General features: G+C 53.0%; 19 protein-coding genes. 12 read left to right on the top strand and 7 right to left on the bottom strand.

What is annotated here, in order from left to right; translation table 11 throughout:
- On the bottom strand, positions 1–978 hold the full coding sequence (locus tag OFAG_RS10490) for an HlyD family secretion protein (RefSeq protein ID WP_005876167.1): 978 nt from the start codon (positions 976–978) through the stop codon (positions 1–3).
- A gap of 263 nt (positions 979–1,241) precedes the next feature.
- Between OFAG_RS10490 and ubiU the strand changes: the two genes are divergently transcribed.
- The 4 genes from ubiU (at position 1,242) to OFAG_RS10470 (ending at position 4,430) form a co-directional block, all read left to right on the top strand.
- Entirely contained in the window at positions 1,242–2,237 is a 996-nt protein-coding gene (gene ubiU, locus OFAG_RS10485) for a ubiquinone anaerobic biosynthesis protein UbiU (protein WP_020995262.1), read from the top strand.
- Positions 2,238–2,259: 22 nt separating this feature from the next.
- Positions 2,260–3,144 carry a ubiquinone anaerobic biosynthesis protein UbiV gene (gene ubiV, locus OFAG_RS10480; RefSeq protein WP_005876169.1) on the top strand — a complete coding sequence of 295 codons (885 nt, stop codon included), beginning with the start codon at positions 2,260–2,262 and terminating at the stop codon, positions 3,142–3,144.
- A gap of 32 nt (positions 3,145–3,176) precedes the next feature.
- The gene (gene ubiT, locus OFAG_RS10475) at positions 3,177–3,650 is read left to right on the top strand and encodes a ubiquinone anaerobic biosynthesis accessory factor UbiT (RefSeq protein ID WP_005876170.1); all 474 of its coding nucleotides are present in this window, start codon (positions 3,177–3,179) and stop codon (positions 3,648–3,650) included.
- Positions 3,651–3,806: 156 nt separating this feature from the next.
- Positions 3,807–4,430 (top strand): MarC family protein, encoded by a 624-nt coding sequence (locus OFAG_RS10470; RefSeq protein ID WP_005876171.1) that lies wholly within the window; start codon positions 3,807–3,809, stop codon positions 4,428–4,430.
- 120 nt (positions 4,431–4,550) lie between these two features.
- On the opposite strand, the gene OFAG_RS10465 is transcribed toward OFAG_RS10470, so the two are convergent.
- Positions 4,551–5,612 carry a hypothetical protein gene (locus OFAG_RS10465; protein ID WP_005876172.1) on the bottom strand — a complete coding sequence of 354 codons (1,062 nt, stop codon included), beginning with the start codon at positions 5,610–5,612 and terminating at the stop codon, positions 4,551–4,553.
- A gap of 239 nt (positions 5,613–5,851) precedes the next feature.
- Between OFAG_RS10465 and OFAG_RS13960 the strand changes: the two genes are divergently transcribed.
- On the top strand, positions 5,852–6,094 hold the full coding sequence (locus OFAG_RS13960) for a hypothetical protein (RefSeq protein WP_147617631.1): 243 nt from the start codon (positions 5,852–5,854) through the stop codon (positions 6,092–6,094).
- A 9-nt stretch (positions 6,095–6,103) separates the two neighbouring features.
- Here the strand turns inward: OFAG_RS13960 and mfd are convergent, their stop codons facing one another.
- Positions 6,104–9,556, bottom strand: a complete 3,453-nt coding sequence (gene mfd, locus OFAG_RS10455; protein WP_005876174.1) for a transcription-repair coupling factor — start codon at positions 9,554–9,556, stop codon at positions 6,104–6,106.
- Between the two features lie 134 nt (positions 9,557–9,690).
- Here mfd and ispD point away from each other — a divergent pair, with 134 nt between their 5' ends.
- Positions 9,691–10,416 (top strand): 2-C-methyl-D-erythritol 4-phosphate cytidylyltransferase, encoded by a 726-nt coding sequence (ispD, locus tag OFAG_RS10450; protein WP_005876175.1) that lies wholly within the window; start codon positions 9,691–9,693, stop codon positions 10,414–10,416.
- Positions 10,417–10,434: 18 nt separating this feature from the next.
- On the top strand, positions 10,435–10,935 hold the full coding sequence (gene ispF / locus OFAG_RS10445) for a 2-C-methyl-D-erythritol 2,4-cyclodiphosphate synthase (protein ID WP_040720240.1): 501 nt from the start codon (positions 10,435–10,437) through the stop codon (positions 10,933–10,935).
- 89 nt (positions 10,936–11,024) lie between these two features.
- Here the strand turns inward: ispF and lolA are convergent, their stop codons facing one another.
- Together lolA and OFAG_RS10435 are read right to left on the bottom strand one after the other, a co-directional pair.
- A complete protein-coding gene (gene lolA / locus OFAG_RS10440; RefSeq protein ID WP_005876176.1) occupies positions 11,025–11,726 on the bottom strand; it encodes an outer membrane lipoprotein chaperone LolA in 702 nt (233 codons plus the stop codon).
- A complete protein-coding gene (locus tag OFAG_RS10435) occupies positions 11,719–14,046 on the bottom strand; it encodes a DNA translocase FtsK (RefSeq protein ID WP_040720235.1) in 2,328 nt (775 codons plus the stop codon). Before OFAG_RS10435 ends, lolA begins: the two co-directional genes overlap by 8 nt.
- Positions 14,047–14,334: 288 nt before the next feature.
- Here OFAG_RS10435 and trxB point away from each other — a divergent pair, with 288 nt between their 5' ends.
- The 4 genes from trxB (at position 14,335) to OFAG_RS10415 (ending at position 17,254) form a co-directional block, all read left to right on the top strand.
- Positions 14,335–15,294, top strand: coding sequence for a thioredoxin-disulfide reductase (trxB, locus tag OFAG_RS10430; RefSeq protein ID WP_005876179.1), 960 nt, complete (start codon positions 14,335–14,337; stop codon positions 15,292–15,294).
- Positions 15,295–15,306: 12 nt separating this feature from the next.
- Complete coding sequence (locus OFAG_RS10425) at positions 15,307–15,948, top strand: Smr/MutS family protein (RefSeq protein ID WP_005876180.1); 642 nt, start codon at positions 15,307–15,309, stop codon at positions 15,946–15,948.
- 95 nt (positions 15,949–16,043) lie between these two features.
- Positions 16,044–16,481 carry a tetratricopeptide repeat protein gene (locus tag OFAG_RS10420; protein WP_005876181.1) on the top strand — a complete coding sequence of 146 codons (438 nt, stop codon included), beginning with the start codon at positions 16,044–16,046 and terminating at the stop codon, positions 16,479–16,481.
- Positions 16,482–16,612: 131 nt separating this feature from the next.
- On the top strand, positions 16,613–17,254 hold the full coding sequence (locus OFAG_RS10415) for a GNAT family N-acetyltransferase (protein ID WP_020995259.1): 642 nt from the start codon (positions 16,613–16,615) through the stop codon (positions 17,252–17,254).
- A gap of 95 nt (positions 17,255–17,349) precedes the next feature.
- Here OFAG_RS10415 and OFAG_RS10410 read toward each other — a convergent pair whose 3' ends face one another.
- Positions 17,350–17,688 (bottom strand): P-II family nitrogen regulator, encoded by a 339-nt coding sequence (locus OFAG_RS10410; protein WP_005876183.1) that lies wholly within the window; start codon positions 17,686–17,688, stop codon positions 17,350–17,352.
- A 73-nt stretch (positions 17,689–17,761) separates the two neighbouring features.
- Entirely contained in the window at positions 17,762–19,375 is a 1,614-nt protein-coding gene (locus OFAG_RS10405) for an NAD+ synthase (RefSeq protein ID WP_005876184.1), read from the bottom strand.
- Between the two features lie 230 nt (positions 19,376–19,605).
- Here OFAG_RS10405 and thrC point away from each other — a divergent pair, with 230 nt between their 5' ends.
- Positions 19,606–21,075, top strand: coding sequence for a threonine synthase (gene thrC / locus OFAG_RS10400; RefSeq protein WP_005876185.1), 1,470 nt, complete (start codon positions 19,606–19,608; stop codon positions 21,073–21,075).
- Positions 21,076–21,135: the final 60 nt, after the last annotated feature.

Here is a 21,135-nt window from a genome sequence, read left to right as displayed (position 1 = left end):
TTACTTTACCTGCAAATTGGCGGGCCAGACGGTATCCGGACTTGTTTTTACCCAGCCCACGCCGGGCATGCCGGGCTTGGCGATGTTGACATTTTGCTGGAGCCAGTCCTGATCGACTTTCAGTTTGACGCGGAACATGAATTTTTCCCGTTCATCCCGGGTTTCGACTTCTTTCGGAGTGAACTGGTTGCGGGGGGAGACGTAGGTTACCGTGCAGGGAATAGGCTGATCAGGCAGGGCGTCCAGCACGATGCGGGCTTCACTTCCCAGTTCGACGCTGCCTGCTTCGGCACTGGAGAGGTAGATATACATGTAAACGTCGTTCAGGTCGAGAATCGAGAAGACTCTGCCGCCGGGCGAAAGGACTTCTCCCGGTTCCGCCAGACGATAGAGAATGCGACCATCAACCGGCGATTTCAGGGTCAAGTCATCGAGATTGCTCTGAAGGGAAGCGACTCTGGCTTCTGCTTCGGCAATACTGGCGTCCGCTTGCGATACACGGTTGCGTGCGCTGGCCAGACTGGCATTGGCCGTTCTCATCGAACTGACGTCTTTGTCCAGCTGGGCAGCCGATATGAAACCCTTTTTGATCAGTTCCTGCGTCCGTTTCAGGGTGACGCCAGCCAGTTCCTGCTGGCTTTGCGCACTTTTGACGTCTTCGCGTGCTGCCTTGGCGGTTTCCCTGGCTTGTTCGACCGCGGCTTGGGCTGCCCGGATATCAGCTTTCAGCTGGGCATCGTCGAGCTGCGCGGCAACTTCACCGGTTTTCAGGTCGGCTCCCTCACGAAAATACACCTCGACCAGTTTGCCCTGCACTTTGGTGGAAACAGCCGTTTCGGTCGCTTCCAGCCGACCGTTACCATAAGCGAGTCCCGGAGGTGTGCCAGCCGGTTTCAGGAAATACCATCCGACTGCGACGGCAATGATGACGAGTGCCAGAATGATGATCAGTTTTTTATTGCGTAAAATGGCCGACATTGTCTAGCTCCTAGCGAGGGACAGCGGAATGAAAACAGACTCTACTTCACAATGTACCAGATTATAACGGCTTATGTTGTACAGGAACATTTCAATTTGTAATGCGTCTATTCAATCGGATGGAACGCTTGTCATGCATTCTGTTAATATGATTGCCGGTTTCCGGCAAAGCAGGTTTAAACATTAAACCCTGCACCGGAAAGCTTGTTGATAATTTTGAAAACTCTTCCGATTTTTTGAACGTTTTGACGCGAAACCCACAAATGGAACTGGTGTGTCCGGCAGGAAGTCTTCCGGCATTGAAACAGGCTGTCGATCAGGGCGCCGATTGCGTTTATCTCGGTTTCCGGGACGCGACGAACGCACGCAATTTCGCCGGCCTGAATTTTGACGAAAAAACCTTGCAGGAAGGCATTGCCTATGCGCATTCGCGCCAGAGAAAAGTCCTTCTGGCGCTGAATACGTATCCGTTGCCCGATTCCTGGAAAGTCTGGACAGAAGCGGTCGACCGGGCAGCGCGTTATGGGGTCGATGCCATGATTGTGGCCGATCCGGGGTTGATGCGGTATGCTTGCGACACCCATCCCGGTTTGCGATTGCATCTGTCGGTGCAGGGGTCGGCGACCAATTACGACGCGATCAATTTTTACGCCCGTCATTTTCACATTGCCAGAGTGGTGTTGCCCCGGGTGCTGTCGATCGAACAGGTCGAACTGGTCGTTAAAAATACTGATGTCGAAATCGAGGTATTCGGTTTCGGCAGCCTGTGTGTTATGGTCGAAGGCCGTTGCGCACTGTCTTCCTATGTCACCGGAAAGGCACCGAATAACAGTGGCGTCTGTTCTCCGGCCAGCGCGGTTCGCTGGCAGCCGACGCCCAAAGGACTGGAGTCGCGGCTGAACGGGGTACTGATTGACCGGTATGCCGACAGTGAAAAAGCGAGTTATCCCACTCTCTGCAAGGGCCGTTATGAAGTCGGCGGGGAAATCTATTACGCTATTGAGGAGCCGGCCAGCCTGAATACGCTTGAGTTGCTGCCCCGTCTGAAGAAAATGGGCGTATCTGCGGTGAAGATTGAAGGCCGCCAGCGAAGTCCTGCCTATACGGCTGCGGCTACCCGGGTCTGGCGTGCCGCGCTGGACAGTTGCCTGAACGACGAGGTTGCCTATATTGTCAGGCCGGAATGGGTTGAGGCACTCGGAAAGCTTGCGGAAGGCCAGCAGCAAACGCTGGGCGCCTATTACCGCTCATGGAAATAAACGAACAGGAAAGGATGAGACTTTGAAACTGGCGCTGGGCCCTGTGCAGTATTACTGGCCGAAAGACAAGATAGTGCGGTTTTACGGGGAAGTGGCCGATATGCCGGTGGAAATCGTTTATCTGGGAGAAACGGTTTGCGCGCGGCGGCACGAAATGCGCGAGGAAGACTGGCTGTCCATCGCTGCGTCGCTTTCCGGCGCGGGAAAAGAAGTGGTCTTGTCCACCCAGGTTCTGCTGGAATCAGGCGCGCATTTGCAGGGCATGCACGGGATTGCCGAAAATGGCCGGTACCGGGTCGAGGCCAACGATATGGGGGCCGTAAGCGTTCTGGAAAACCGTTTTTCGTTCGTTGCGGGAGCGCACTTGAATCTTTACAATCCTGCTTCCCTGCGTTTCATGGCCGATCTTGGCGCTGTCAGATGGGTCATGCCTCTGGAGATGAGCCGGGACGATCTGGAACTGATGCAGAAATCGCTTCCGGAAACCCTGCAGACGGAAGTGTTTGTTTACGGCAGGTTGCCGCTGGCTTTTTCGGCACGCTGTTTCACGGCGCGTTATCACAATCTGCAGAAAGACGCCTGCCATTTCCGATGTCTGGATTATCCCGATGGCCTGAAAGTCAGGACGCGGGAAGAACAGTCTTTTCTGGTTTTCAACGGGATTCAGACCCAGTCGGCAAAAGTTTATAATCTCATTACCGAACTCCCGCTTATGCAGACACTCCAAATCGATGTGTTGAGAATTTCGCCTCAATCGGAACATACTGGTGACATCGTCCGGCTTTTCCGGAATGTTCTGGATGGAAAACTGTCCGGAGCGGATGGCCTGCGGGAAATGGAAAGCCTGATGCCCGACAACCCCTGTAATGGCTACTGGCATGGCAAGTCCGGCATGGAATGGCATTGACTGTATCCCTATATCGGAGGACGAGGGAAAAAATGAACCGTTACCGTATTCCGCAACCGATCGGTCAATTGATGGCTTGTCTGCCGTCCTGGCCCGGTTCGCTTTTGTTCGTTTCGGCACTGAACGCCATTTTGAAGCATCGCTTGCCGGAAGATGTCCGGAGCGCCATTGCCGGAAAGCAGTTGCGCCTGACTATTACCGATGCAAGGCTTGATTTCGATTTCGTCTGGACGAAAGGCGGATTCGTTTCTGGATGGCATCATGTGGAACCTGATGTGACCATTTCTGCCAGTGCCTACGATTTTTACCGGCTTTCCAGACGGGAAGAAGATCCGGATACGCTTTTTTTCAGCCGTCGTCTCGTGATGGAGGGCGATACGGAATTGGGACTATTGCTGAAAAACACGCTTGACGCGATGGAACTGAATGTTTTCGAATTGATGAAAAGCCTGCCGATGCGGAAAATGCTCTCGCTCATACCCGGCTATAAAAAAGAAGGAGCGTGAGATCGGATTTTCCAGTACCGTTTTCTGTTCTTATTCTGAAAAAAAACAATGTTTGATTTCGCTCAGGCATACTCCAGGACCATACCCTGATTGGACAAAGTCCCGATATTTAAGCGGCATATCGTATTGGCGTGTACTGCATTTACGGGGCAGCTTATGCATTGGGGTTTCCTCATCAAGAAAACGCTGACGCTTCTGGCGCTTGTCGATCCGTTGATGGCCATTCCACTGTTCATTTGTGCAACGGCAGGACTTGATACCGGTTTCAAGGATAAATACAGTCGCCAGCTCGGTATAACGGTCGCCCTGTCGCTTTTGATCGGCGGTCTTTTCGGATTGCATCTGCTTGATTTCATGGGTGTTTCGCTGGCCTCGATCCAGATCGGTGGCGGCGCCATCATGTTCATCGTTTCCCTGGCGATGGTGATTGCCAAGGAAGAAACGATCAAATATACGCCTCGCGAAACGGAAGAAGCGGCATCGGGCCCTTCCATTGTGCCATTGGGCATTCCCTTGCTGGCAGGGCCGGCAGCCCTTTCTTATGTCATGGCGACGTCGCAAATCACGCAGGCAGAGGATTTGCTTTCCGTGATTTTGCCGCCGGTGGTGGTAGGTGCCGCAACCTGGTTATGTTTCCGATTCGTCGGCCGGGGTGGCCGGATTCTGACGCCTTCGGCAATAAAAGTCATCGAACGGCTTGCCGGATTTTTGTTGACGGCCATATCCGTGGAAATGATGGCAACCGGTTTCCGGCATGTTTTCCCGGGCTTGTCCAGTTAAATGGAAGCGGGCGATAATCCTTGGTTTCCGTAACAGGTTGATTTGGCCTGTAAACAGACAAAAGATTGAATAAAAAAGCATGTCCTAAAGGACATGCTTTTCGGGTTTGTTTTTCCGGGGTCAGAAGAAACTGTTATTGGGTTTATGGTTTTGCATGACATAGTCCCAGCCGAATTTGATGGCTTCCTTGTTTTTCTCCCAGGACTGTTCGGAATCCCGATTGTAAAGTTCCCAGGCGGCATGGGCGGATGGTTCTACTTCTTCCCATGAGCGGTTCAGGTGTTTCTTTTCGTTTTCCGCCAACTGGACGCCATACTGATAGGCGGGCTGGCAGTCGTCATATTTGCCGCCGGAGGAAAAATAACTGATTTTCCAGTGATTTTTAAACGCTTCTTCACCGATCTCATCGTACGAGCAATAACCGGAAGCGTTTTTTGCTTCAGTCGTGTGATCGTCTTTTCCGAACATTTCCTTGACCGATTCACCCGCTTTTTTCAGAGCGTCAGAAGTTTTGTCCACGGCTTTTTCCATGGCGTTGGATGTCGCGTCGGCTGCATCCTTAACGGTGTCCTTGGTTTTTTCGGCGGCGCTTTTCATCGCTTCCTTGGTGCTTTCCGCACCGTTTTCTATCGAATCCCTGGCGCTTGCCGCTGTCTGGTTGACTTTCTTGTTGAAGTCGGACGAGCTGTTCTGAGTATTGTTCATATCCATTTGATTCCCCTGTGAATGATAATTTCTGAAAATAAGAACTCCGGTTCCTGCCACTTCATACGTGTCGGTGTTTTTTCTTTCATTAGAGATGGAATCCGAAACGGTTGAAAAATCGCCGATTCCGAGCGTTTCGAAATGATTCATCGTTTTGGCGGCTTCTTTCGCCTTTTCATACGAATCGGTTTCGACCGAAACGATGACATGACCGTCTTTCAAGGCATGGGTATAAAACTCGGCCGATTCCAGCATACCGTCCACACCAATGACCGAACGGTAAAAATCGCCAAGATCGCCTCCAAGCTGGGGAAACAGACGGCTTTCTCCGATCTGGTCATATTTTCTGACCTGTCTGACATCGTCGTCTGAACTGATATAAATCTGGTCAGGCGAAAAACCGTCTTCCAGCAATTCATTGGCGGCAGCGCGGGCGACTTCGTCATTTCGGTAAACCACGACGACTTTGTTTTGCATGTTTCAGGTTCCTTAAAAGAAGTTTCTCGTTTCCCGGTAAAGCTCTGATTGAACTGTTTTTTTCAAGTTCCGGTTCATCTATTAAAACAGCGATTTTTGTGTCTTATTTTGATATTTATGGGAAAAACGGCATTCCGTTTGATTCAGATAAAAAGGGCGTGCCGCCAAACAGGATTCAGCCAGGGGTAGCTGAATTTATGCGGAATGAGCGTGTCACAGCCTTATTTGGGGAGAAGAACATGATGAGTGAAATGGAATACCGCAAAGGCGACTATATTGCCCGGGTTGCCGTGATCGATTGGGACAACCGGCAATACAAGGGCATCGTTTTCCTCAGGCAGCATGGCGAGGATCAGATCGAGCAGTTTTGTGTTCCGGTCGATAGCGACAATGTGGACGATGCGCTGGATGAAGCTAGGGCGCTTGCGCACAAGCTTCTGAATGAACGGGTGATTTACGGGCAACAAAAAGCCGAGGACTGACCGTCCGGTTTATTTTTTCATTGTCAGGGAACGGATAGTCGCCTTGATTTGAGCCACGCGCGCGTCCAGATTCGGCATTTTTGCCGTAACACGCAGTTTTTCAGGACCGTTTAAGCGGATGTTTTTGTTTTTCTGGATCAGTTCGATAATCCGTATGGCGTCAATGGGAGGGTTCGGCAAAAACTGCAGGACGGCTGCTTCCGTATGGGCGTCGATTTTGACAATGCCCACATGTTTCGCCAGTAAACGGAGCCGGTGCGTTTCGACCAGAGCTTGTGCCGCTTCCGGCAGTTTGCCGAACCGGTCAATCAACTCTTCTTGCAAATCGTTGACTTCTTCCTGCGTTTCGGCGCTGGCGAAACGTTTGTACAGGGACAGGCGTTCATTGACACCGGGGCAATAGTCGCCGGGCAACAGTGCCGGCGTGTGCAAATTGATTTCCGTGGTGGTTGTGAAAGGCGCGTCGTAATCGGGCTGTTCGCCTTTTTTCATGGCGCGTACCGCTTCTTTCAGCATGTCCGAATACATCTGGAAGCCGATTTCGACCATTTCGCCGGACTGTTCTTCGCCCAGCACTTCGCCGGCCCCGCGGATTTCCAGATCGTGCATGGCCAGGAAAAAGCCGCTGCCCAGTTCTTCCATTTGCCGGATCGCTTCCAGCCGCCGCTGGGCCTGTTTCGACAGGGTTTGTATATCGTTGACCAGCAGGTAGGCATAGGCCTGATGATGGGAGCGGCCGATGCGGCCTCTTAACTGGTGAAGCTGGGCCAGACCGAATTTGTCGGCACGGTGCATGACCATCGTATTGGCATTCGGAACGTCGATACCGGTTTCGATGATGGTTGTGCACAGCAGGATGTTGTACCGGTGCGCCACGAAGTCGCGCATGACTTTTTCCAGATCCCGTTCGTGCATCTGGCCGTGCGCTACGCCGATTCGCGCTTCGGGCAGCAGGTTTTCAAGCATGACGCGGCGGTTTTCGATGGTTTCGACCTCATTATGGAGGAAATAGACCTGGCCGCCGCGCTTGAGTTCGCGCAGGCAGGCTTCCCGGATGACGGAATCGTTTTCCGAGCGGACAAACGTTTTGATCGCCAGCCGTTTTTGCGGGGCGGTTGCGATAATCGAAAAACTGCGCAGGCCGTCGAGCGCCATGCCGAGTGTTCTCGGGATGGGAGTGGCCGTCAGGGTCAGAACATCGACTTCGGCGCGGATGGCTTTCAGGGCTTCTTTCTGGCGAACGCCGAACCGGTGTTCTTCGTCGATAATGACCAGTCCAAGCCGTTTGAAAGAAACGTCTTTGGACAACAGCTTGTGGGTTCCGATGACGATATCGACGGAACCGTCTTCCAGTCCCTGGATTGTCTGGTTGACCTGTTTCTGGGTACGGAACCGGGACAGCTCCGATATCCGGACGGGCCAGTCGGCAAAACGGTCACGGAAGGTCTGGGCATGCTGTTCGGCAAGCAGGGTGGTGGGGGCCAGCAGAGCGACCTGTTTTCCGCCCATGACTGCGATGAAAGCCGCACGAAGGGCGACTTCGGTTTTGCCGAATCCGACGTCGCCGCAGATCAGGCGATCCATCGGTTTCTCGGACGTCATGTCTTCCATGACCGCGGAAATGGCGGCAGCCTGATCGGGGGTTTCTTCAAATCCGAAACTGTCGGCAAAGGCCTCGTAATCGTTTTTCGTCAGCGGGAAAGGAAATCCCTTGCGCATCGAGCGGCGCGCGTACAGATCCAGCAGTTCGGCTGCCGTGTCATGTATTTTCTGGGCCGCTTTTTGCCGGGCTTTTTCCCACTGGCCCGATCCCAGAGTATGTAATGGCGCGTCTTCCGGTGAAGTGCCGGCATACCGCGAAATCACATGCAGTTGGGAAACCGGAACATAGAGTTTCGTCTCGCGCGCGTATTGCAAATGCAGGAATTCGGTTTCTCCTTCGCCCAGATCGACAGTCACCAGTCCGCGGTAACGGCCGATGCCGTGATGGGCATGCACGACCGGATCCCCGATTTTCAGTTCGGAAAGATCGCGGACGATGGACTCGATGTGGAAGTCGGCATTGGTTTGCTTCCGGACGCTGCGGCGTCCGGAATTGGCGTACAGTTCCGTTTCCGTAATGAACGCCAGATCGCCGAAGACGTAGCCGAGTGCGAACCCTTTTTGCAGCGGAGCCACGCAAAACATCACGTCTTCGCTATGGGTGATGAAGTCGGCAAAACCGGTACAGGGGGCGACTTTGAAGTCGTATTCATTAAAAAGCTGTTGCATCGTTTCCCGGCGTCCCGGCGATTCAGCACAGATCAGCACGCGTTTTCCCGCCCGTTCGATATAGGTTCTGAGATTGGAGAGCGGGTCATCGGCACGCCGGTTGATGGTCACGTCAGGAATCGGGGCAGACAGTTCGGAAGGCGCATCGTCGGAAGTGATGACCCAGCGGCCGAAAGGCTGCGCCAGAACGAAAAAGTCTTCGCTGCTTAAAAAGAGTTTTTCCGGAGGCAAAAGCGGGCGTTCCCGGTCGGATTTCAGGAAGGCATAACGCGACCTGGTATCGGCCCAGAAACGCTGGAAGGCTTCGCTGACGTTGCCGATCAGGGCAAAAATGGCGTTTTCCGGAAGATACTGGAAGAGAGTCGCGGTTTCTTCAAAGAAAAGCGGGAGATAATATTCGATACCGGCTGAAGCGATGCCACTCGCAATGTCGCGATAAATGACGGACAGGGTCGGATCGCCTTCGAATACTTCACGCCAGCGGCTTCTGAAATAGGCGCGGGATGGTTCATCCATCGGAAATTCGCGACCCGGAAGCATCCGGATTTCATTCACCGGGTAAAGCGAACGCTGGGTATCGGCGTCGAATGTCCGGATGGTTTCGATGGTGTCGCCGAACAGGTCGAGCCGGTACGGCAGTTTCGACCCCATGGGAAACAAGTCGATCAAACCGCCACGGACAGAATATTCGCCCGGCGACATGACCTGCGAGACATGGTTGTATCCGGCAATCGTCAGCTGGGTTTTCAGTTTCGCTTCGTCAAGCGTTTCTCCCTTTTTGAAAAAGAAAGTATGGGCCGCCAGAAACGAAGGGGGCGCAATCCGCAAAAGGGCGGTGGAGGCCGGAACGAGCAATACATCGCAGCGCCCGTTGTGCACTTCGTAGAGGGTTGCCAGCCGCTGGGAAACCAGATCCTGATGCGGGGAAAAGGAATCGTATGGCAGTGTTTCCCAGTCAGGAAGCAGATGGCAGCGAAGCGGTTCGTCGCCTTCACTGTCAAACCAGGGGATTTCTTCCAGAAGGCGTCTGGCATCCGAGGCGTTGGCAACGACGGCAACCAGCATCTGCTGCCGGGATTTCAATTCGTGCGCGGCTTTCGCCAGGACGAGCGCGTCGGCCGAGCCGTGCAAGGGCGGCATGGCAAAGCGTTGTCCGGGACGGGGAAGAAATTTCTTGAGATCGAAGGGCATCAATGCAAAAAAGACGATATCGACAAAAAGCCAATTCGTCCTGTTCCAGATTACAATATGAAAACCGAATATGACATTATAAACGATCATGCCCTGTCGCGCCGATTCTGTTTTCCTGCCTTGATGAAGGTTTCATGACCACTTTGACGAATACATCCGCTATTGCACCCCGCTTTTTTGCCCTCATTCCCGCGGCGGGAGTCGGCTCGCGAATGGGGGCGGCTTGTCCGAAACAGTATCTGGAATTGCTGGGGAAGCCGGTATTGCGGTATGCGCTTGAAGCGTTTGGCGAGTGCAGCGAGATCGAACGCATTTATGTCCTGATCAGTCACGAAGACGAATGGCTGGACGCTTTTCTGGCTTCCTGGCCTGATCTGGATACGGGGCGCGTCCGCTTTCTTCGCTGTGGAGGAGTGACCCGCAGGGAAACGGTGTTAAATGGGTTACATGTCCTGTTTCGCGAATGTGCGCCGGACGACTGGATACTGGTGCACGATGCGGCGCGTCCCGGACTGACGCCGGAACTGATACAGCGTCTGATCCACGCCGTTGCGGATGATAAAACAGGCGGGCTTCTGGCCTTGCCGGTGGTCGATACGGTCAAAAGACAGGGAAATAACGGGCTGGAAACGGTTTCACGCGATGGCCTTTGGCTGGCGCAGACGCCGCAAATGTTCCGCTACGCTATCTTGCGGGAAGCGCTTGAAAAGAGCGGGAATGTCACGGATGAAGCGGGCGCTGTTGAAGCCATGAGCCTGACTCCGCATCTGGTGGAGGGGCATTTGCGCAATACCAAAATCACCCGTCCGGCTGATCTGGCGCTGGTGGAACTGTTCCTGAAGGCAGACAGGGATTTTTAACGAGTGAGAAAAAAGACGATGAACACGTTTCCTTTCAGAATCGGCCAGGGATACGATTGCCACGCGCTGGTGTCCGGGCGAAGACTGGTGATCGGGGGGGTTGAAATCCCCCATTCCCGGGGATTGCTGGGGCATTCCGATGCGGATGTATTGCTTCATGCGGTGACCGACGCGTTGTTCGGGGCGGCCGGTCTGGGCGATATTGGCCGGCATTTTCCCGACACCGATGAACGTTTTGCTGGAGCGGATTCCCGCATCTTGTTAAGGGAAGCCATGAAACGCGTCTCGGAGCAGGGGTATGCTGTCGTGAATCTGGATGCGACGATTATTGCACAGGCCCCGAAAATGGCGCCGCATATCGATGCAATGAGGGCCAATCTGGCGTCCGATCTGGGCGTTGCTGTTTCGCAGGTCAATATCAAGGCGAAAACCAATGAGAAACTCGGTTTTCTGGGAAGGGAAGAAGGGATTGCCGCAGAGGTAGCTGTTTTGCTTTGCAGAAATGACGGAGGACGGTAAAAGGTGACTTGGCAGCCAGAATGAAAACGAGCCGGTTTAAAAACCGGCTCGTTTTCATCGAATGTCGTGATCGGAAAGAACAGACAGGGTCAGTTCTCGAATACATCCGCTCCTTTGGGCGCGACGAATTTGAACATGCCGGCATTGACGGGCGGGTTTTTCGTGAATTGGGTGAATTTGATCAGTGTGAGTTGCCCCAGCGAATCATACAGCTCCATCGCTTCCGGAATGCCGTTTTTCATGCCGATGTTGATTTTCTCGAAAGGGGTGTCTTTCTTTTTGGGGATGACTTCAACCCATTCATAACCGTTGTGGGCGCCGGCATTTTTGAGCATGAAGTTTTTTTCCAGATTGTTGCTGCCGAAAAGGATGGCCGCGGGACTGGAACCCAGGGCGTCGCCCAGTTTCTTGACAGTGACCTGATTCAGGTCCTTGTCGTACATGTATAGCCGGGTGCCGTCAGCCTGCAATACCTGTTCATAGGGTTTTTTGTAAGTCCAGATGAATTTTCCGGGGCGTGAGAAAAGAAAAGTTCCTGAAGCGGCATTGGTGAACCGGACTTTTTCACCGGATTTGACTTGTGCCTGACTGAATTCTCCCCTGGCGGAATGCGCATTGGCCGAGAAGTTTTTCAACTGGTCGAGCGCTGTCGCTCCGGCAAACAGGGGAAGAAAAAGAAGCAGAACTGTACCGACCGTTTTGGAAATGTAGGATCGCATGATGTTTTCAAAGGTTGGGTTCAATGACGGTTTGACCGGAAAGAAGCGTTCCGGTTCGGAAATGTCATTCATGAGCGGATGCCGGCACTAGAATTTCACGGTTGCCGTTGCTCTGCATGGGAGAAACGAGCCCGCTTTTTTCCATCTGTTCCAGCAGGCGGGCCGCCCGGTTGTACCCGATGCGCAAATGGCGCTGGACCAGTGAAATGGAGGCGCGGCGGTTTTTCAGCACAATGGCGACCGCTTCATCGTACAGCGCATCCGATTCGCCGTCTGCCGTCTGTTCGCCGCTCAAACCGGCAGCGTCGTCTTCCAGTGTGCCTCCTTCGAGAATGCCGTCGATATAATCGGCTTTGCCGTGTTCTTTCAGGAAAGAGACGACACGATGGACTTCATCGTCCGAAACGAAAGCGCCGTGAACACGGTTGGGTAGTCCCGTTCCCGGCGGCAGATACAGCATGTCGCCCAGCCCCAGCAGGGTTTCGGCGCCCATCTGGTCCAGAATAGTCCGCGAATCGATCTTGCTGCTGACCTGAAAAGCGATACGGGTCGGAATATTGGCCTTGATCAGGCCGGTAATGACATCGACTGAAGGGCGCTGTGTCGCCAGAATCAGATGGATGCCGGCAGCACGCGCTTTCTGTGCAATGCGCGCAATCAGTTCTTCCACCTTCTTGCCGACGACCATCATCAGATCGGCGAATTCGTCGATGATAATGACGATCTGGGGCATTCTTTCCAACGGTTCCGGCGCGTCCGGCGTGATGGAAAACGGGTTCGGGATTTTTTCTTCCTTCTTTTCCGCGTCGGCAATGCGGTTGTTGTAACCGGCCAGATTGCGTACGCCCAGATGCGACATCAGTTTGTAGCGTTTTTCCATTTCCGCCACGGCCCAGTTCAGGGCATGGGCCGCCTGCCGCATGTCGGTGACAACAGGCGCCAGCAGGTGAGGGATGCCTTCGTAAATGGACAATTCCAGCATTTTCGGGTCGATCAGGATAAGCCTGACCTGATTGGGGTCGGCCTTGTAAAGCAGGGACAGAATGGTTGCGTTGATGCCAACGGATTTGCCGGAGCCGGTTGTGCCGGCGATCAGCAGGTGTGGCATTCGTGCCAGATCGGCAACGACCGGATTGCCTGCAATGTCCTTGCCAAGCGCAATGGTCAGATTCGATGAAGCATCGCTGTAAACCTTGGAGCTCAGAATTTCAGTCAGGCGGACGATCTGGCGTTTGGTGTTCGGCAGTTCAAGCGCCATATAGTTTTTGCCGGGAATGGTTTCGATGACGCGGATGGACACCAGGGAAAGCGAACGGGCCAGATCGCGGGCCAGATTGACGATAGTGCTTCCCTTGACACCAGTGGCCGGTTCGATTTCATACCGGGTAACGACGGGACCGGGATAGGCTGCCACAACCCGGACGCTGACGCCGAAGTCCGACAGTTTCTTCTCGATTAAGCGACTGGTGAATTCAAGGGTTTCCACGCTGACGGTATCCTGTTTGGCCGGAACAGGGTCAAGAAGGGACAGGGGAGGCAATTCGGAATCGTGCAGATCGTTGAAAAGGACGACCTGTCTTTCCTTTTCGGCACGTTCGGATTTCGGCACTTCCGTGATTTGCGGTTCGATACGCATGGGGGGCGCTTCAGTCGCCTTCGCTTTTTCCTGTATGACGCTTTCCTCGCGTTTTACCGTGGCGGCCTGACCGATCTTGCGGTCTTCGCGGATCGTGTAAATCCGTTTGCCGAAATTGAACATACCCTCGATGAAAGCGCCGATCCGTTCGGCCAGCTGAAGCCAGGACATCTGGAGAAAAAGACTGAAACCCACTGCGCACAGCAAAACGAGCAGCAGCGTGCCGCAGGTAAAGCCGAGATAGTGCTGGGTCGTTTTGCCTGCAATTTCGCCGATAACGCCGCCGGGTATGCCGGGCAGCTGGGCTTTCATATTGTACATGCGGAGGTATTCGACCCCGGAACTTGAAACGAGCAGGACGACAAAACCGGCATTTTTGAGAATTTTGTCGCGCAGCCAGGACGGTTCGGGTTCTTCCTGAAGCAAAAGCAGGCGGGATATCCGGCGGTAACCGTTCCAGACCGCTTTCAGCATCCAGAGAACGAGCCACCATGCCGACAGACCAAAGGTAAAGAACAGGAGATCGGAAATCCAGGCGCCGATACGGCCTCCGAGATTGGAAATGCCGGTTACCTGATTGGCATGGGACCAGCCGGGATCGGCCTTGTCGAAAGTCAGGAAAATCAGGAAAAAATAAACGGTTACGGCAATCAGGACAAACCATCCCGCTTCTGTCACCAGCCGGGTGGAACGGCTCGGTGTGGCAGGTTTCACATCCTGTTTTTTTCTGTCATAGCTCGACATGTTTTTGCTCATGAATCCGTAACGATAAAATCTTTTTACTTGCGGTTCCCCCAAAAGAGGCGGGATACGATTATTGTATTCGACTTTGAATAATGGCCCAATGTGTCAACGGACAAGCGGACTGACATTTGACAGCAAAGTGTATTTGTTCTGACGTACAGGCTTCTCGCCCCGGCGCTTTCGACTATAATCTTAACAAGTTTTGGCGGGACAGATAAAAATATCTGGCCGTTTTCCGTTTTATTCCGGCCGGTACGAAACGGTTTGCGATAACGACCGGTCTTTTTTGGCGATTCAGTTATGACGACTTCTTCCATACACTCTGATGTGATCATTCTCGGCTCCGGCCCCGCCGGATATACCGCTGCCATCTATACCGCACGGGCCAATCTGAAACCGCTTCTGATTACAGGGCTCCAGCAAGGCGGGCAGCTGATGACCGCTTCAGATGTGGAAAACTGGCCGGGTGACGGGAACGGCATTCCCGGTCCCGATCTGATGCAGCGTTTTCTGGAGCACGCGGAACGGTTCGATACCAAAATCATGTTCGATCATATCCATACCGCCGAACTGACCAAAAAACCGATCCGTCTTCTTGGCGATATGGGCGTATACACCTGTCATGCATTGATCATTGCGACAGGCGCTTCGGCGCAGTATCTGGGACTTCCTTCGGAACAGGCGTATATCGGCAGGGGAGTTTCCGGGTGTGCGACATGCGACGGCTTTTTCTACCGCAATCAGGAAGTCGCCGTTGTCGGCGGCGGGAATACGGCGGTCGATGAGGCGATATATCTGTCGAATATCGCCTCGAAAGTCACCCTGATTCATCGCCGCGATACCTTCAGGGCAGAGCCCATTCTGGTTCAGCGCCTGCATGAAAGGGTACAGGAAGGCAAGATCAGGATTTTGTACGATACGGTTATTGATGAGGTATTGGGAGACGATTCGGGTGTGACCGGGCTCAGGGTCAAGTCGGTAAAAGATGGCAGTACAGAGGAAATTGCGGTGCACGGTGTGTTTATCGCCATTGGTCACAGGCCAAATACCGCGCTTTTCGAGGGGCAGCTTGACATGGTGAACGGCTATATCAAGACCCGGATGGGCCAGAACGGCATGGCGACAGCGACTAATGTTCCCGGAGTTTTTGCGGCGGGCGACGTTCAGGATTACATTTACCGCCAGGCGATTACCAGCGCGGGTTCCGGGTGTATGGCTGCGCTGGACGTGCAACGTTATCTGGAAGAGCAACTGTCGTAACGGTGGACGGTTATGGCTTCTTCATCAAAGAAAATTTCCGATTTCAGGACACTGAAAAAGGCGGTGAAACAGGTCAATGAAGACCGGAGAAAGCAGGAAGAAGCGCGGAAAAAGGCCGAAAGACAGGCGATTTCCGACCGTGAACTTTTTCTGAAAGCGGTCGGCGATGTGATGCCGCTGAATGCGAAAGACCGGATTGAACCGGTTTTTTCTTCGCCCAAGCCCATTCCTGCCCAGCGGATTGCCGATGAAAAACAGGCCTTGTGCGAATCCCTGTCGGATGAATTCAGTGTGGAGAGCCTGCTGGAAACCGATGAAGCGTTAAGTTACGCGCGAAACGGTATCGGCCCCGATGTCGTTCGCAAATTGCGTCGCGGTCACTGGGTCATTCAGGATCAGCTTGATCTTCACGGCATGCGCAGGGATGAGGCCAGAGAAATGATGGTCGAGTTCCTGCGGCAGGCCGCCATTCGCGGCATACGGTGTGTGCGTATCGTTCACGGCAAGGGCCTGGGTTCCGTCAATAATGAGCCGGTTCTGAAAAAGCTGGTTCACAAGTGGCTGGTACAGCGTCTGGATGTCATCGCTTTTTGTCAGGCAAAACCCGCAGACGGCGGATCGGGGGCGGTTGTCGTTCTGCTGAAAGGGCGCTAGGTGTCGCTGGAATAAAACCTTTTATGCCGCTATACTTTACATCCATGAGTTGAAATCCGGATGATTTTGCCATCTTTTTCCATATAGAGGTCTTCATGTTTTCTTTTTTCAAAAAAGCGCTTCCCCTGGGGCTGGCTGTCGTGTCTGCCGGTGTGCTGGCGGCTTGTTCCACAGGGCAGGAAACGGCTGCCAGATTGACTTCCGAAGCGGAAAAAGGCGATGTGGAATCGATGGTAAAGGTTGCCGAAATGTATTGTGCCGGCAGCAGTATCGATCAGGACGACCAGATCTGCGGCATGTGGATGAAACGGGCTGCGGAAAAAGGGCATATGCGTGCGCAGTACATGCTGGGCAGAATGTATGAACTGGGACTGGGAATGCGTGCCGATCCGGTTCAGGCATACAAGTGGTACAGTCTGGCGGCCGGACAGGGATATCAGATGGCCGCTACCGGCGCGAAAAACATGTGGACGGTTATGACGCCGGAGCAACATGCGGAAGCGACGAAGCTTCTGGCCGAAAGCCGGAAATGAGCGGTTGCCGCCGGATTCGTCCGGTCTGGACGGAATAGCCGTATTTCTGTGATTGCGGGAAAATCAGGACGTGAAACCGCAATGCCACGCGGAAAGCCGTTCTTTTTTCCCGGATTATTCTTTCGAATTTCATGTTTTTTTCAGTCGGCATACCTGTTTTGCGGCAGGCCGTGTCAATAGCGGGGTGTATGGGAATCAGAGCGTTTCGGGAAGAAGACATTGAAGAAGCCGGACAAATGGCTTACGACGTATGGTCTTATGAGCTTGGCAGGACAGACCCCGCTTTAAACCGTTTCATACATGAATATCTGGTGCGTTATTACGATGTGAACCGTCATTATTCCTTCAGTATCGCAGCCGGGAGATTGGCCGCTTTTTTGCTTGCCGGATTCAAAAAGGATACCAATGATTGCGACCGCTGGTTCGAGCGCGGCCTTTCGTTTTTTTCGCCTGAGAAAAGAAAAATTGCACGGGAGTACCGGTCTTATCTGGACAGGAACGGCGACGCCGTGAAAAAAATCATGGGGGAATGCGATGTCCAGATGGGGCTTTTCATGAGCCGTGTCGGCGGGACAGGACGTGTGCTTTTGCAAAATCTGGAAAGTATTTGCCGAAAAAGCGGTGTCGGAAATCTTTTTCTCTGGGCAGATGCGACGTGTAACGTCCAGTATTACGGGAAAAACGGTTTCGAGATACTCGAACGGTTTGAAAACAACGCCTTGTCTGAGACCGGTTGTCTGGAAACGTATATTTTCAAAAAGCGCCTGAATTGAAAAAAGCAACGGTTGCGTGCCGTTGCCTTATGGGTGTGTCCTGTGCCGGTAACCGGGCCCAGTCAACCGGTTTTCAGACTGGGCGGAAATCCGGATCAGATCGCTTCGCTGCCGGTTTCGCCAGTCCGGATGCGGATAACCTGTTCGATGTCCTGTACGAAAATCTTGCCATCACCGATTTTTCCCGTGCGGGCGGATTTCAGGATGGCTTCGATAGCCAGTTCGAGTACACTGTCATCCACGACAACCTCGATTTTCACTTTTGGCAGGAAATCGACGACATATTCGGCTCCACGGTAAAGTTCGGTATGGCCTTTTTGCCGTCCGAATCCCTTGACTTCGGTGACGGTCAGACCATTGATGTTGGCATCCGACAGGGCTTCACGGACTTCGTCCAGTTTGAACGGTTTGATAATCGCGGTTATTTTTTTCATGCAAACTCCGGTGACAACGAAAAGGGAAACAAGGCCTTGTGGGCAACCGGACTCATTTTAAAACATTTCCCTTTCAATCGCGAAATTTCGACGTGATAGGACATCTCCAGTCCCGGCCGAAACCTCTCGGGGTAATGCGGATGCCGATGGGCGCCTGACGGCGTTTGTATTCATTGATTCGCATGAGCCGAACGATGCGTTCCACAACGATATGGCTGTATCCGTTCCGGACGATTTCGTTGACGCTTTTATTCTCTTCCATGAACATTTTGACGATGGCGTCCAGCACTTCATAAGGGGGAAGAGTATCCTGATCGAACTGGTTGGGTTTCAGTTCGGCAGTTGGCGCGCGGGTCAGCATCCGTTCCGGTATAACATCCGAAATCGTGTTGCGGTAACGGCAAAGGCGGTAAACAAGTGTTTTGTAGATGTCCTTGATGACAGCGAATCCTCCGGCCATGTCGCCATAAAGCGTACAGTAGCCGACCGCCATTTCGCTTTTGTTGCCTGTGGTTAAAACGATAGAGCCGAATTTGTTGGAGAGCGCCATCAAAAGCGTTCCCCGAATGCGGGCTTGCAGATTTTCTTCGGTGGAATCTTCCGGCAGATTGGCGAACTGGGGCGCCAGTGTTTGCAGAAAAGACGAGAAGCAGTCCGTGATGGGAATTTCATCGTAGCTGACTTTCATCCGGGCAGCCATGTCGCTCGCATCAATGCGGGAAATTTCGCTTGTATAGGGAGAGGGCATCATGATGGTACGGACTTTTTCAGGGCCCAGGGCATCAACGGCAATGGCCAGTACGAGCGCTGAGTCAACGCCGCCAGACAGGCCGATGATGACGCCGGGAAAACCGTTCTTGTTCACGTAATCCCTGACACCCAGAACAAGCGCCCGATAAACTTCTTTTTCAACGGTGGGATGCTCTTCCATGCGGCCGTTGACCGGATTGCCGTTTTCAAAGGAGACGATTTCCATGTCTTCTTCACACTGTTTCAGCTGGACACAGACTTTTCCATCCCGGTTCATGGCGAACGAACAACCGTCGAAGATCAGTTCATCCTGACCGCCCACCAGATTGACGTAAAGGGCTGCCAATCCGTGATGGATGACATTTTGACGGACAATGACCGGACGCTGATGCATTTTTCCCATGTGATAGGGCGAACTGTTCATGATCAGCAAGACGTCGGCTCCGGCTGCCCGTGTCCGCTCCGCCGGTTCGGGGAACCAGATATCCTCGCAGATGGTAACGCCGAAAGAAACGCCCTTGACATGGAAAACAAGGGGTTCCGTGCCGGGAGTGAAATAGCGTTTTTCGTCGAAAACCGTATAGTTCGGCAATTCCTGCTTGAAATACGTTCCGATAATGGAACCGTTTGCCAGAATGGAACAGGCGTTATAGCAAAGGCCGTCCCGGATGCAGTGATGGCCGACAAGGACATGCACATTGTCCAGATCGGCCAGTTCGTTTTTCAGCCTGTCCAGTTCAAGCCGGGTTGCGGAATGGAAACTGTGTTGCAGGAGGAGGTCCTCAGGCGGATAACCGGTTAGCGACAGTTCCGGAGTCAGCACGATATCAGCTCCTTTCGCGGCCGCTTCGCGGGCGAACTGCGCGATACGGGCCCGGTTGCCGGATAAATCCCCGACGGTACTGTTGATTTGAGCGATAGCGACTTTGGGAGACATGATTTTGTTTCAGGAAAAACTGTTAATGGAAATAGGATAGACCTTTTTCAACGTTTTGTTGGGGCTATTGTTTAAAAAACGTGCCATTTTATTCCATAAATATCTATCGAAACGGAATTTGGTTACAATATTAGGCCTTGTTGAACTGGATGGCGTCGTTATGTTCGCCCAGAAACGGCAAAGTTCCTGTTCCGGTTGTGTTCAATCCCTCATTTTCTGAAATGCTTCGTATGCAATACGTATCGACTCGCGCCGCGGACAAGAACGGCGCAAAACGTTCTTTTTCACAGATTCTGCTGGAAGGTCTGGCCCCGGATGGCGGTCTTTACATGCCGCAGTCCTATCCGGTCGTGTCTCGGGAAGAACTGGATTCATGGCGTTCGCTGTCTTATGCCGGGCTGGCTTTCGAAATTCTGAGGAAATTTGCGGACGACATTCCGGAAGACGATCTGAGAAAACTGGTTGAAAAAACGTATACCCCGCAGGTTTACAGAAATGTACGCGCCGATGAAGCGCCGGACGCCATCACGCCCTTGCGTTGGCTGGAAGAGAAGGACGGCAAAAAACTGCTGCTTCTGGGCTTGTCCAACGGCCCGACTCTGGCATTCAAGGATATGGCCATGCAGTTGCTGGGCAATCTTTTCGAGTACGAACTGGGCCGACAGAATGCCGAACTCAATATTCTGGGAGCCACATCGGGAGACACGGGCAGTGCGGCCGAGTATGCGATGAGGGGAAAGACCGGTATCCGGGTTTTCATGCTCTCTCCCTACCGGAAGATGAGCGCTTTCCAGACAGCGCAGATGTTCAGTTTGCCGGATCCCAATATTTTCAATATTGCTATTGAAGGGGTTTTCGACGATTGTCAGGATATCGTGAAAGCGGTCTCGAACGATCTGGAATACAAGGGGCGCCAGAAAATCGGAACGGTCAATTCAATCAACTGGGCGCGTGTTGTCGCACAGGTCGTTTATTATTTCCGCGCCTATTTGCTGGCTACGGAAAACAGTACGCAAAAAGTATCGTTTACTGTGCCGTCAGGCAATTTCGGCAATATCTGTGCCGGACATATCGCCCGCATGATGGGATTGCCGATTGACCGGCTTGTGGTGGCAACGAATGAAAACGATGTCTTAGACGAGTTTTTCAGAACTGGCGTTTACCGTGTCCGCAAGTCGGCTGAAACCTGGCACACGAGTAGCCCCTCAATGGATATTTCCAAGGCGTCCAATTTCGAACGGTTTGTTTACGATTTGCTTGGCGGAGATGGCGAGCGGGTCAATCGTCTTTTCAGGCAAATCGAGACAAAAGGCTTTTTCGATTTGTCGGGAAAACCCGGCAGCGATGGCGACGAATTCGGAAAGGTCGCGCAATACGGCTTCGAGTCGGGTAAATCCACGCATGCCGATCGTATCGAAACGATCCGTTTTGCCGAAAAGGAATATGGCATTACCATTGATACGCATACGGCGGATGGCATGAAAGTGGCGCGGGAACATCAGCGGCAAGGGGTACCGATGATCGTGCTGGAAACGGCTCAGGCAGCCAAGTTCAATGAAGCGATTTTTGAAGCGCTGGGCCGAAATGCCGAAAGACCGGCCGGTTTTGAAAATATTGAAGAGTTGCCGCAACGTTTTACGGTCATGCCGGTTGACGTCGGGAAAGTCAAACGCTTTATTGCCGGCAAAACGGGACTTTGATGGCTGTGCGGCATTACCGGAAAGCGGCTTTGACAGACAGGAATGGCAAGTGGAAAACCA

Origin of the sequence: Oxalobacter paraformigenes (genome assembly GCF_000158475.2) — a bacterium.
GTDB lineage: Bacteria > Pseudomonadota > Gammaproteobacteria > Burkholderiales > Burkholderiaceae_D > Oxalobacter > Oxalobacter paraformigenes.
Note: the sequence above shows the minus strand (reverse complement) of the source record. Positions and strands in the feature narration are given on the sequence as shown.